This window comes from Pseudomonas sp. GL-RE-26, from assembly GCF_019956275.1.
GTDB classification, from domain to species: Bacteria; Pseudomonadota; Gammaproteobacteria; order Pseudomonadales; family Pseudomonadaceae; genus Aquipseudomonas; species Aquipseudomonas grandcourensis.
Genome location: NZ_JAHBDI010000044.1, coordinates 200,789 through 214,257, shown reverse-complemented (window position 1 = coordinate 214,257; position 13,469 = coordinate 200,789). Strand labels below are relative to the sequence as shown.

General features: G+C 63.1%; 8 protein-coding genes. 3 read left to right on the top strand and 5 right to left on the bottom strand.

What is annotated here, in order from left to right:
* The first annotated feature begins 14 nt into the window (after positions 1–14).
* Complete coding sequence (gene pdxJ, locus KGB07_RS23055; protein ID WP_223466627.1) at positions 15–758, top strand: pyridoxine 5'-phosphate synthase; 744 nt, start codon at positions 15–17, stop codon at positions 756–758.
* Positions 759–899: 141 nt separating this feature from the next.
* Here pdxJ and mltF read toward each other — a convergent pair whose 3' ends face one another.
* Positions 900–2,360, bottom strand: a complete 1,461-nt coding sequence (gene mltF / locus KGB07_RS23050) for a membrane-bound lytic murein transglycosylase MltF (protein WP_046040963.1) — start codon at positions 2,358–2,360, stop codon at positions 900–902.
* 285 nt (positions 2,361–2,645) lie between these two features.
* Here mltF and purL point away from each other — a divergent pair, with 285 nt between their 5' ends.
* Entirely contained in the window at positions 2,646–6,542 is a 3,897-nt protein-coding gene (gene purL / locus KGB07_RS23045; protein WP_223466625.1) for a phosphoribosylformylglycinamidine synthase, read from the top strand.
* A 20-nt stretch (positions 6,543–6,562) separates the two neighbouring features.
* Positions 6,563–6,874 (top strand): YqfO family protein, encoded by a 312-nt coding sequence (locus tag KGB07_RS23040; protein ID WP_046040968.1) that lies wholly within the window; start codon positions 6,563–6,565, stop codon positions 6,872–6,874.
* A gap of 186 nt (positions 6,875–7,060) precedes the next feature.
* Here KGB07_RS23040 and nagE read toward each other — a convergent pair whose 3' ends face one another.
* The 4 genes from nagE to nagA are packed head-to-tail and all read right to left on the bottom strand — an operon-like array spanning position 7,061 to position 13,468.
* Positions 7,061–8,776 carry an N-acetylglucosamine-specific PTS transporter subunit IIBC gene (nagE, locus tag KGB07_RS23035; protein ID WP_046040971.1) on the bottom strand — a complete coding sequence of 572 codons (1,716 nt, stop codon included), beginning with the start codon at positions 8,774–8,776 and terminating at the stop codon, positions 7,061–7,063.
* A 29-nt stretch (positions 8,777–8,805) separates the two neighbouring features.
* Positions 8,806–11,322 (bottom strand): phosphoenolpyruvate--protein phosphotransferase, encoded by a 2,517-nt coding sequence (gene ptsP / locus KGB07_RS23030; RefSeq protein ID WP_223466622.1) that lies wholly within the window; start codon positions 11,320–11,322, stop codon positions 8,806–8,808.
* A gap of 36 nt (positions 11,323–11,358) precedes the next feature.
* Positions 11,359–12,381, bottom strand: coding sequence for an SIS domain-containing protein (locus KGB07_RS23025; RefSeq protein WP_185754787.1), 1,023 nt, complete (start codon positions 12,379–12,381; stop codon positions 11,359–11,361).
* On the bottom strand, positions 12,362–13,468 hold the full coding sequence (gene nagA / locus KGB07_RS23020; protein ID WP_046040976.1) for an N-acetylglucosamine-6-phosphate deacetylase: 1,107 nt from the start codon (positions 13,466–13,468) through the stop codon (positions 12,362–12,364). The genes KGB07_RS23025 and nagA overlap by 20 nt, the downstream gene beginning before the upstream one ends.
* Position 13,469 lies beyond the last annotated feature (1 nt).

Here is a 13,469-nt window from a genome sequence, read left to right as displayed (position 1 = left end):
CTGGAGCGCTTTCCGTGACCACCAGCACCCGTATTCTTCTTGGCGTGAACATCGACCACGTTGCCACTCTGCGTCAGGCCCGGGGCACCCGTTACCCGGACCCGGTCAAGGCAGCGCTGGACGCGGAAGAGGCGGGCGCCGACGGCATCACCGTGCACCTGCGCGAAGACCGTCGGCACATTCAGGAGCGCGACGTTCTGGTGCTCAAGGACGTGCTGCAAACCCGCATGAACTTCGAAATGGGCGTCACCGAAGAAATGATGCAGTTCGCCGAGCGCATCCGCCCGGCGCACATTTGCCTGGTGCCGGAAACCCGTCAGGAACTGACCACTGAAGGCGGCCTGGACGTGGCGGGGCAGGAAGCGCGGATCAAGGCCGCGGTCGAGCGCCTGTCGAAGATCGGCTCCGAAGTGTCGCTGTTCATTGACGCCGATGAGCGCCAGATCGAAGCCTCCCGCCGTGTCGGCGCGCCGGCCATCGAGCTGCACACCGGGCGTTATGCCGATGCCGAGACACCGACCGAAGTCGCCGAAGAACTCAAGCGTGTGGCCGATGGCGTGGCCTTCGGCCTGGCCCAGGGGCTGATCGTCAATGCCGGCCATGGCCTGCACTATCACAACGTTGAAGCCGTGGCGGCGATCAAGGGCATCAACGAGCTGAACATCGGCCATGCGCTGGTGGCCCATGCGCTGTTCGTTGGCTTCAAGTCGGCTGTTTCGGAGATGAAGGCGTTGATTCTGGCGGCTGCCAAAGCCTGAAGAACGACACCAAACCCTGTGGGAGCGGGCTTGCTCGCGAAAGCGGTTTATCATTCAACATCTCTGTTGGCTGGCACACTGCTTTCGCGAGCAAGTCGAATCGTCGCACCGCCGCTCCCACATTTGATCTCGGTTGTTCTGTTAGAGCGGTGAAGGCTCTTGAGCAGGCTTGGTCTTGTCGATCCCCGGAACAAGCAGTTTGCCCTCGGCGACCTGATCGCCTTCAAGCTGCGGCTGCGTGACCCAGGTCAGAATGTCGTAGTAGCGACGGATGTTCGCCACGAAATGCACCGGTTCGCCGCCACGGGCGTAGCCGTAACGGGTTTTGCTGTACCACTTCTTTTCCGACAGGCGCGGCAGGATCTTCTTCACGTCCAGCCATTTGTCCGGGTTCAAGCCTTCCTTGGCCGCCAGTTTACGCGCGTCATCCAGGTGGCCGCTGCCGACGTTGTAGGCTGCCAGGGCAAACCAGGTCCGGTCCGGTTCCTGAATCGAATCGTCGAGCTGGTCTTTCATGTAGGCCAGGTACTTGGCGCCGCCCATGATGCTCTGCTTGGGGTCCAGTCGGTTGGACACGCCCATGGCCTGTGCGGTGTTCTGGGTCAGCATCATCAGGCCGCGCACGCCGGTCTTGGATGTGACCGCCGGTTGCCACAACGACTCCTGGTACCCGATGGCCGCGAGCAGGCGCCAGTCGACTTTCTCTTTCTTGGCGTACGACTTGAAGTGCTGTTCGTACTTGGGCAGGCGTTGCTGCAAGTGTTGGGCAAACGTGGTGGCGCCCATGTAGCCGAGGACGTCGACATGCCCGTAGTAGCGGTCCTTGAGGCGTTGCAGGGTGCCGTTCTTCTTGACCTTGTCGAGGTAGTCGTTGATTTCGTTGAGCAGGCTGTTGTCGTCGCCCGGTGCGACGGCCCAGCTCTGGTTGCTGGCGTCACCGAGGTCGAAGGCGACCCGGATGTTGGTGAAGTACACCTGGTTCATTGCCACTTCGTTGGAGTCGACCAGTGTCAGGTCGATCTGACCTTCGTCCACCATGCGCAGGAGATCGACGACCTCGACCGCGTCAGACTCTTCGTATTCGATGCCGGGAAATTTCTGTTTCAGTTGCGCGAGCTGTTCGGCGTGGGTGCTGCCCTTGAGCACCATGATCTTCTTGCCCACCAGGTCTTTCGCATCGGTCGGTCGTGACTGACCGTTGCGGTAGATGATCTGCGGGGTGACTTCCAGATAGGAGTGCGAGAAGCGCACCTGCTTCTTGCGTTCTTCGCTGCTGACCAGACCGGCCGCCGCCAGCACCGGGCCATTGGGCTTGCCGACCTGGTTGAACAGGTCATCGAGGTTGTCGGCGGTCTCGATCTTCAGCTCCACCCCCAGATCGTCGGCGAAGCGCTTCACCAGCTCGTATTCGAAGCCGGTTTCACCGTTGCGATCCTGAAAGTAGGTGGCAGGGCTGTTTCGGGTAACCACCCGCAGCACACCATCCTCCTTTACGCGCTCGAGCGTGTTGGGTTTATCAACACAGCCACCGAGCATCAGGAAGAGTCCGGTTGCGATCAGCCATTTGGCATACCGCGGACGCAAAGCCGTTGGGAAAAACATCTGCGCAGTATACGCAAAGGACCACGGGCGCCATATCTCGACAGTGAGGGGGTTGTCTGCTAGAGATCACAAAACCGGCAGAAACCCCGCAGGAATGGGCCTTTTCTGCATTTTGTTACAGTAAAAATAAGCTGTCGTCACACGCCCAATTAACCTGACTTTCGAGGCAGAAACACAGAACGACACCCGAGTGCAACCGTGCGTAGCGTTTCGGGTGATGTCGCGGGCTGTTTAGGCTAGAATGCACGGCCTCAAAGCACACCCCTTCCCGAGGCTGTCCCGAAGATGTTGATCCTGCGCGGCGCTCCTGCCCTTTCTGCCTTTCGCCACAGCAAACTCCTTGAGCAACTGAGCCAGAAGGTTCCGGCTGTCAGTGGCCTGTATGCTGAATTCGCTCACTTCGCCGAAGTTACGGGCGTCCTGACCGGCGACGAACAGCAGGTGCTTGCGCGCCTTCTGAAGTACGGTCCAAGCGTTCCGGTACAAGAACCGACCGGTCGTCTGTTTCTGGTGCTGCCGCGTTTCGGCACCATCTCTCCGTGGTCGAGCAAGGCCAGCGACATAGCCCGTAACTGTGGCCTGGCGAAAATCCAGCGCCTGGAGCGCGGTATCGCGTTCTACGTGGCCGGCCAGTTCAGCGACGCTGAAGCCCAGCTGATCGCCGACGGCCTGCACGACCGCATGACCCAGATCGTCCTGGGCAACCTCGAACAGGCCGCCGGCCTGTTCAGCCACGCCGAGCCAAAACCCCTGACCGCGATCGACGTGTTGGGTGGCGGCCGCGCCGCGCTGGAAAAAGCCAACACCGAGCTGGGCCTGGCCCTGGCCGAAGACGAGATCGACTACCTGGTCAACGCCTTCGTCGGCTTGAAGCGCAACCCGCACGACATCGAACTGATGATGTTCGCCCAGGCGAACTCCGAGCACTGCCGCCACAAGATCTTCAACGCCAGTTGGGACATCGACGGCCAGAGCCAGGAAAAAAGCCTGTTCGGCATGATCAAGAACACCTACGTGATGCACAGCGAAGGCGTTCTGTCGGCTTATAAGGACAACGCTTCGGTGATCGTCGGCTCCGTGGCCGGTCGTTTCTTCCCGGACCCTGAGACCCGCCAGTACGGCGCGGTGCAGGAACCGGTGCACATCCTGATGAAGGTCGAGACCCACAACCACCCGACCGCGATTGCCCCGTTCCCGGGCGCATCCACCGGTTCCGGCGGCGAAATCCGCGACGAAGGCGCGACCGGTCGCGGTGCCAAGCCGAAGGCTGGCCTGACCGGTTTCACCGTGTCGAACCTGCAGATCCCGGGCTTCGAACAGCCGTGGGAAGTGCCGTACGGCAAGCCTGAGCGCATCGTTACTGCGCTGGACATCATGATCGAAGGCCCGCTGGGCGGCGCTGCGTTCAACAACGAATTCGGTCGTCCGGCCCTGACCGGTTACTTCCGTACCTTCGAACAGTCGATCACCACCCCGCACGGTGACGAAGTTCGCGGTTACCACAAGCCGATCATGCTGGCTGGCGGCATGGGCAACATCCGTGAAGAACACGTCAAGAAAGGCGAGATCCTGGTCGGCTCCAAGCTGATCGTGCTCGGCGGCCCGGCGATGCTGATCGGCCTGGGCGGCGGCGCGGCCTCCTCCATGGCCACCGGCACCAGCTCGGCAGACCTGGACTTCGCTTCTGTACAGCGCGAAAACCCTGAGATGGAACGTCGCTGCCAGGAAGTCATCGACCGTTGCTGGCAACTGGGTGACAAGAACCCGATCAGCTTCATCCACGACGTGGGTGCGGGCGGTCTGTCCAACGCCTTCCCGGAACTGGTCAACGATGGCGACCGTGGTGGCCGTTTCGAACTGCGCAACATTCCAAACGACGAGCCGGGCATGGCCCCGCACGAAATCTGGTCCAACGAATCCCAGGAACGTTACGTTCTGGCGGTCGGCCCGGCTGACTTCGAGCGCTTCAAGGCGATTTGCGAACGTGAGCGTTGCCCGTTTGCCGTAGTCGGCGAAGCCACTGCCGAACCACAGCTGACCGTGACCGATAGCCACTTCGGCAACAGCCCGGTGGACATGCCGCTGGAAGTACTGCTGGGCAAGGCTCCGCGCATGCACCGTTCGGTGGTTCGTGAAAACGAACTGGGCGATGATTTCGATCCGTCGACCCTCGACATCGCCAACTGCGTCGAGCGCGTTCTGCATCACCCGGCCGTGGCCAGCAAGAGCTTCCTGATCACCATCGGCGACCGCACCATCACCGGCCTCGTGGCTCGTGACCAGATGGTCGGCCCGTGGCAGGTTCCGGTGGCCGACGTTGCCGTCACCGCCACCAGCTTCGACGTCTACACCGGTGAAGCCATGGCCATGGGCGAGCGTACTCCGCTGGCACTGCTGGACGCTCCGGCGTCGGGCCGCATGGCCATCGGCGAAACCCTGACTAACATCGCCGCTTCGCGCATCGGCAAGATCTCCGACATCAAGCTGTCGGCGAACTGGATGTCCGCTGCCGGTCACCCGGGTGAAGACGCACGCCTGTACGACACCGTGAAAGCGGTCGGCATGGAACTGTGCCCTGAGCTGGGCATCACCATTCCGGTGGGCAAGGACTCGATGTCCATGGCCACCCGCTGGAACGACGAAGGCGTGGACAAGTCCGTGACTTCGCCGATGTCCCTGATCGTGACCGGTTTCGCGCCAGTGACTGACATCCGTCAGACCCTGACCCCGCAACTGCGCATGGACAAGGGTACCACCGACCTGATCCTGATCGACCTGGGCCGCGGCCAGAACCGCATGGGTGCCTCGATCCTGGCACAGGTTCACGGCAAGCTCGGCAAGCAGGCTCCGGACGTCGATGACGCCGAAGACCTCAAAGCCTTCTTCGCGGTGATCCAGGGCCTCAACGCCGACGGTCACCTGCTGGCTTACCACGACCGTTCCGACGGTGGTCTGCTGACCAGCGTTGTCGAGATGGCGTTCGCCGGTCACTGCGGCCTGAGCCTGAACCTCGACGGTCTGGCAGAAACTTCGGCCGACATCGCCGCGATTCTGTTCAACGAAGAACTGGGCGCCGTGATCCAGGTTCGCCAGGACGCCACCCCGGACATCCTCGCGCAGTTCAGCGCTGCCGGTCTGGGTGATTGCGTATCGGTGGTCGGTCAGCCGATGAACAACGGCGAGATCAGCATCACCTTCAACGGCGAAACCGTGTTCGAAGGCCAGCGTCGTCTGCTGCAACGCCAGTGGGCCGAGACCAGCTACCAGATCCAGCGTCTGCGTGACAACGCCGACTGCGCCGAGCAAGAGTTCGACGTGCTGCTGGAAGAAGAGAACCCGGGCCTGAGCGTCAAGCTGAGCTACGACATCAACCAGGACATCGCCGCGCCTTACATCAAGAAAGGCATTCGCCCACAGGTTGCCGTACTGCGTGAGCAGGGCGTCAACGGTCAGGTGGAAATGGCGGCCGCGTTCGACCGCGCCGGGTTCAACGCGATCGACGTGCACATGAGCGACATTCTGGCCGGCCGTGTCGACCTGAACGAGTTCAAGGGCATGGTCGCTTGCGGCGGCTTCTCTTACGGCGACGTATTGGGTGCCGGTGAGGGCTGGGCGAAATCGGCGCTGTTCAACAGCCGTGCCCGCGATGCGTTCCAGGGCTTCTTCGAACGCAACGACAGCTTCACCCTCGGCGTGTGCAACGGTTGCCAGATGATGTCCAACCTGCACGAGCTGATCCCGGGCAGCGAGTTCTGGCCGCACTTCGTGCGCAACCGTTCCGAGCAGTTCGAAGCGCGTGTTGCCATGGTGCAGATCCAGGAGTCGAACTCGATCTTCCTGCAAGGCATGGCCGGTTCGCGCATGCCGATCGCCATTGCTCACGGCGAAGGTCATGCCGAGTTCTCCAGCGAAGAAGCACTACTGGAAGCCGATCTGTCCGGTTGCGTGGCGATGCGTTTCGTCGACAACCACGGCAAGGTCACCGAAAGCTACCCGGCCAACCCGAACGGCTCGCCGCGCGGGATCACCGGCCTGACCAGCCGCGACGGTCGCGTGACCATCATGATGCCGCACCCGGAGCGTGTGTTCCGTGCCGTGCAGAACTCGTGGCGTTCGGATGACTGGAACGAAGATGCACCGTTGATGCGCATGTTCCGTAATGCTCGGGTCTGGGTAAACTAAAAGCGGGTGAACTAAGCGCCGTGTACAAGCTCAGCTTTTTCGTTCCAACCAGTCACGTCGAAGACGTGAAGAGTGCCGTCTTCGCCGCCGGTGGCGGTCGAATCGGTGCTTACGACCACTGTGCATGGCAGGTGTTGGGCCTGGGTCAGTTTCGTCCACTGGACGGCAGTCAGCCGTTCATTGGCGAAGCGGGGCAGGTCGAGCAGGTCGAGGAATGGAAGGTTGAGCTGGTGGTGGCCGATGAGTTGATCCACTCGGTGGTGGCGGCTCTGAAACAGAGCCATCCCTACGAGACACCGGCTTATGAGGTGTGGCGGTTGGAGGATTTCTGATCTTCCTGGCTGCTGAAATGAGAAACCCGCTGAAAGAGATTTCAGCGGGTTTTTTGTTGCTCAGGATTCAGTGGTGTCAGTGAGGGCCTCATCGCGAGCAGGCTCGCTCCTACAGTGGTGCGGTGTACGCAGAGCAAATGTAGGAGTGAGCCTGCTCGCGATGGCGGCCTATCAGGCACCGAGGATCTAAACCTTGGCACTCACCTCACTGCGATTGACCAATGCTTCCAGCGCATCACTCAAGCTCGGCGCCTTGTCGCCAACCAACAGATGCCACACGCCACCTTCCAACTGGCTGACTCCCTGACAGCCCAGTGCTTTCAAATCACACTCCGACAACGCTTTGCCATTGGCCAGTTGCAGGCGAATTCGGGTCATGGCGATGCAATCGAGTTGCAGCACATTGTCACCACCGCCCAGGGCGCTGAGCCATTGCTGCGCCTCGGGTGTCACCACGGCGGCGGGTTTGGGTGCGTCGATTTCTGCCGCTGGTGACGACACTAAGGCCCGACCCAGCGCCGGCATCGCCAGGCGAATCTCATCGGCAATGGCATCGGCCATTGGCCCCACCACCACCTGCAAACTCCCGCCCTTGCCCGGACGCACCACGGCCATGGCGCCGAGCGCTTTCAGGTCGGTATCCGAGGCCTTGTTGCGATCCACCATGTCCAGGCGCAAGCGCGTAGTGCAGGCGCCGACGGTGATCAGGTTTTCGGCACCGCCCAAGGCCTTGATGTAAGCCCCGGCGCGCTCGTTGTCGGCAACTACAGTCTTCTCGACGGTGGCGGCATCTTCACGCCCCGGGGTTTTCAGGTCGAAGCGACGGATACAGAAATCAAACACTACGTAATAGATCACGGCATACGCCAGGCCCACCGGGAACACCATCCAGCCGTTGGTGGACTTGCCCCAGCCAAGGATCATGTCGATGAAGCCGCCGGAGAAGGTGAAACCCAGGTGGATGTTCAGGGCATTGGTGATCGCCATCGACAGGCCGGTCAACAACGCATGCAGCAGATACAGCAGCGGCGCGAGGAACATGAAGGCGAATTCGATCGGCTCGGTGACGCCGGTCAGGAACGCGGTCAACGCCATCGACAGGAAGATCCCGCCCATCACCTTGCGCCGTTCCGGCAGGGCGTTGCGGTACATCGCCAGGCAGGCGGCGGGCAGGCCGAAGATCATCATCGGGAACATGCCGGTCATGAACTGGCCACCTTTCGGGTCGCCGGCGAAGTAGCGCGACAGATCGCCGGTCACCAGCGCGCCGGTGGTGGGGTCGGTGAAGTTGCCGAACACGAACCACGCCATGTTGTTGAGGATGTGGTGCAGGCCGGTGACGATCAGCAGGCGGTTGAACACGCCGAAGACGAACGCGCCGAAGCTGCCGCTTTCCATCATCAGCGTGCCGAAGCTGTTGATGCCGTGCTGGATCGGCGGCCAGATGTAGCCGAACACCACGCCCAGGCCCACGGCGGCGAACCCGGTGGCAATCGGCACAAAACGCCGGCCGCCGAAGAACGCCAGGTACTCCGGCAGCTTGATGTCCTTGAAGCGGTTGTACAGCGCGCCGGCCATCAGGCCGCTGACGATCCCGGCGAGCATGCCCATGTTGATGCTCGGGTCGAGCACCTTGAGGGTGGAGATCATCACCAGGTAGCCGATCACCCCGGCAAGCCCCGCCGTACCGTTGTTGTCCTTGGCGAAACCGACCGCGATGCCGATGGCGAAGATCATCGCCAGGTTGGCGAAAATCACTTGGCCGGCGTCGTGGATGATCGCGATGTTCAGCAGGTCGGTATCGCCCAGGCGCAGCAGCAGGCCGGCAATCGGCAGGATCGCGATCGGCAGCATCAGTGCGCGGCCGAGGCGTTGCAGGCCTTCGATGAAAAGTTGGTACATGGCGGTTCTCCGTGGATTCTTGTTGTTCTTTAGCTCAGAGGCCAATGCTGGTGACAGGCGTGACGCACCGCGCTGGCGCTGCTCAACTTGAGCAGGTCGTGGCTGATGCGCCGGCATTCGCTGGCGTCGAGATGACGCACGCGGTCCTTGATTTCACCGACCTGTACCGGGCTCACCGACAACTCACTGACGCCCAGGCCGATCAACACCGGCGTGGCCAATGGATCGGACGCCAGAGCGCCGCACACGCCCACCCAACGGTTGTGCTGCGCCGCACCGGCGCAGGTCTGGGCGATCAGCCGCAACAGTGCCGGATGCAGCGCATCGACGCGCGCAGCGAGCCCAGCGTGGTCGCGGTCCATGGCCAGGGTGTATTGCGACAGGTCGTTGGTGCCGATGGACAGGAAGTCCGCGTGTTCGGCCAGTTGCTCGGCCAGCAGCGCGGCGGCCGGAACTTCGATCATGACGCCCAGTTCCGGGCGTTGCGCCAGGCCGAGTTCGCCGCACAAGGCATCGAGGCGCTGGCGGATGTGCAGCAGTTCATCGACTTCAGTGACCATTGGCAGCAGGATCCGGCAGCGTGACAACGGACGCAGGTGCAACAGCGCGCGCAGTTGCTGGTCGAGCAGTTCAGGACGCACCTGGGCCAGGCGAATGCCGCGCAGACCGAGCACCGGGTTGGCCTCAGCGGGCAGTGGCAGGTAGTCCAGTTGCTTGTCGCCGCCGACATCGATGGTGCGGATGATCACCGACTTGTCGCCCATGGCATCGAGCACCGCTTGATAGGCGTGGAGTTGTTCCTGTTCGTCCGGGGCGGTGTGGCGGTCGACGAAGAGAAACTCGGTACGCAGCAAGCCGACGCCGTCGGCGCCATTGGCCAATGCGTCTGCCGCTTCCGTGCTAGACGCCACATTGGCGGCGACTTCGATGCGCAGGCCATCGCTGGTCAGCGCAGGTGTGTGGGCCTGGGCCTGCTGTTCGGCCCGGCGTTGTTGCTGTTGCTGTTGCAGCTGGCGCACGTCGGTCAGGCGCTGTGTGCTGGGTGTCAGTTCGAGGCGGCCGCCGTCGGCGTCCAGCACCACCGGTTGCCCCTGTTGCTGATCGAGCAGCGTCGAACCCAGTGCGACCATGCACGGCAGACCTTTGCCCCGGGCCAGAATCGCGACGTGGGAGGTCGCGCCACCTTCGGCCATGCACAGCCCGGCGACGCCTTGCTGGCTCAGTTGCAGTAAATCGGAAGGCGTCAGTTCATGGGCCGCGACGATGGCGCCGGCCGGCACGTCGTAATGCCAGGTATCGCCGAGCAATGCGCGCAGTACCCGTTGCTTGAGGTCGCGCAGGTCGTTGGCGCGTTCGGCCAGCAGCGTGCTGCCGGTTTGCTGGAGGACTTCGCATTGCGCGTCGATGGCCTGGCTCCAGGCGTGGGTCGCGGCCGTGCCCTGGGCAATGGTTTGACTGGCGGCGTCCAGCAAGGCCGGGTCTTCGAGCAGCGCCAGGTGTGCGGCGAAAATCGCCTCCTCCGCGGTGTCCCTGTGTTTTTTCGCCAAGGCCAGCGTGTGTTCGATTTCGCTGCGCACCTGGCTCCGTGCCGCGTCCAGCACTTGCTGTTGTTGCAGCCGATCATGTTGGCCGGCATCCAGCGGCAGGCTGATCGCATTCAGGCGAAACAGAGGTCCGCCGACCAGGCCGGGTGCCGCGCAGACGCCGTGTAACACGCCGGCTTCGGCGGGACGATTGCGTTGGGCAATCGTTGCTGGCGCGGCAGCGTGGTGGTCTTCGGCCAGGGCTGTGGATAACGCGGTCAGCAAGGCTTGCAGCGCAGCTTCGGCATCCGGGCCCTGGCAACTGACCTGGACCTCCGCCTGCTCGCCGATGGCCAGCCCCATCAGGCCGATCAGGCTGTCGCAGGTGGCCGACTTGCCGGCGAAATGCAGCTGCGATTTGCTTTTGAATCCTTGCGCGGTCTGACGGATCAACGCAGCCGGCCGCGCGTGCAGACCGCCACGGTGAGCAATGCGCACGTGACCGACAATCTCTGCGCCAGCAAACTCGGTATCCACCTGTGCGCTCGACGTCTGTCGACGAATGATGTGCAGCAGCGGCTCGCCGACCTTGACTGACTTGAGGGTGATGGGCCGTGCCTGAAAGTCCTGGCTGTTGGTGAGGATCAGCAGGCTGACCAGGCTTTTGCACTGTTGCGCGACCTTGTCGAGGTCGTAGCGCAGCAGCGGCTGGCCGTTGGCGACACGCGCGCCTTCCTTGACCAGCATCGAGAAGCCCTGGCCCTGCAACTCGACCGTGTCGAGCCCCAGGTGCAGGAGCAATTCCGCGCCGTTGTCGGCACGCAGGGTTACCGCGTGACCGGTGCGGGCGACATGCACCACCACGCCGGCGCAGGGGGCGTGGAGTGTGTCGTTGAGCGGATCGATGGCGATGCCGTCACCCATGGCGCCGCTGGCAAACACCGGGTCCGGGACTTTGGCGAGCGTGAGCACCGGGCCGCTGAGCGGGGCGCTTAAGGTCAGCTCTTTATTGTTGTTATGCATGGCTCGGTCTCATCAGGAAATCGTTTCGAGTCGGACTCAATGGGTGCGCGTCACTTTGCTCAGGTGTCGCGGCTGGTCCGGGTCCATTCCGCGGGCCACAGCCAGGCCGGCGGCCATCACGTAGAAACTCTGGATCGCGAGAATCGGGTCGAGGGCCGGGTGCTCGGCGCGGGTCAGGGTCAGGTCGCGTTCAAGCACGTCATCCGGCGCGGCCAGCAGGACACGGGCGCCGCGCTGGCGCATATCGGCGGCCAGGCTCAGCAAACCGGCCTGTTCGGCACCCCGTGGGGCAAACACCAGCAGCGGGTAGTTGTCGCCGATCAAGGCCATCGGACCGTGACGGACTTCGGCGCTGCTGAAGGCTTCGGCCTGGATCGCCGAGGTCTCCTTGAACTTGAGGGCCGCTTCCTGGGCGATAGCGAAACCGGCGCCACGGCCGATCACCATCAGTCGCTGGCAATCGCGCAGGGCGTCGATGGCCGGGCTCCAGTCCTGTTGCGCGGCGTGGCGCAGACCTTCGGGCAAGGCAGAACCGGCCTCGAGCAGTTCGGCGTCTTCTTTCCAGTGGCCAATCAATCGGGCGCTGGCGCTGAGGGTGGCGATGAAGCTCTTGGTCGCGGCGACGCTACTTTCGGTGCCGGCACACAGCGGCAGGCTGAATTCGCAGGCAGCTTCCAGCGGCGATTCTTCTGCGTTGACCATCGAAATGCTCAGGGCGCCGCGCTTGCGCAACAGGCGCAGGCTGTTGACCAGGTCCGGGCTTTGCCCCGATTGCGAAAAGGCGAATGCCACCTGGCCGCTGACCTTCAATGGCGCTTGCTGCATGGTCACCACCGACATCGGCAGCGATGCCACCGGGATGCCCAGCAGTTGCATGGTCAGGTAGGCGAAGTAGCTGGCGGCGTGGTCGGAGCTGCCGCGCGCCACGGTCATGGCCACTTGTGGCGGCTGACGACGCAGGCGCCCGGCGATCTCGATCATCTGCGGGTCGAGTTTTTGCAACTGGGCCTGCACGGCCTCGAACGAGGACAGCGCCTCTTCAAGCATTTTTGAAGTCAATGTCTTCTCCTTCGACCATCACGGCGGTCAGTTTCAGTGAGCGATCCAGCCGCACGCAGTCGGCCCAGGCCCCCGGTTGCAGGCGCCCGCGTTCGGTGATGCCGAGGTAGTCGGCGGGGAATTGCGACAGGCGCTGCGAGGCTTCGGCGATGGGCAGCCCGATCTTCACCAGGTTGCGCAGGGCCTGATCCATGGTCAGGGTGCTGCCGGCCAGGGTGCCGTCGGGCAGGCGCACGCCGCCCAGGCATTTGGTCACGGTGTGGCTGCCGAGCTTGTACTCGCCATCGGGCATGCCGGCGGCCGCAGTCGAGTCAGTGACGCAATACAGGCACGGAATCGAACGCAGGGCCACGCGGATGGCGCCGGGGTGCACGTGCAGCAAGTCCGGGATCAGTTCAGCGAATTTGGCGTGGGCCAACGCGGCGCCGACGATTCCCGGTTCGCGGTGATGCAGCGGGCTCATGGCGTTGTAGAGGTGGGTGAAACTGCTGGCACCGGCCTCCAGCGCGGCCACGCCTTCCTCGTAACTGCCCAGGGTGTGGCCGATCTGCATGCGAACGCCGCGGCTGCTGAGGTCGCGAATCAAGGCATCGTGACCGGCGATTTCCGGGGCAATGGTGATCACCCGGATAGGGGCGAGCGCCAGGTACGCTTCGACTTCGGCCATCAGCGCGGTGTGGGCGAAGTTGGGTTGCGCGCCGAGTTTGCCGGGGTTGATGTAGGGGCCTTCGAGGTGCACGCCGAGCACCCGGGCGCAGCCTTGGGGCCGCTGCTCACAGAATTCGCCGACGGCCTTGAGCACGCGCAAGATCTCTTCGTTCGGTGCGGTCATGGTGGTGGCCAGCAGCGACGTAGTGCCGAAGCGCACGTGGGTTCGGGTGATGGTTTCGAAGGCCGGCGTGCCCTCCATGATGTCTTTGCCGCCGCCTCCGTGAACGTGCAGGTCGATGAAACCCGGCAGCAGGTACGGCAGATCGTTGTCCGCCGGATCGCAGGGCTGGCCTTCGATCGACACGACTTTGCCGTGTTCGTGCACCAGTCGGCCGCGAACCCAGCCGTGGGCGGTGAGGATGTTGTCTTCGGACATG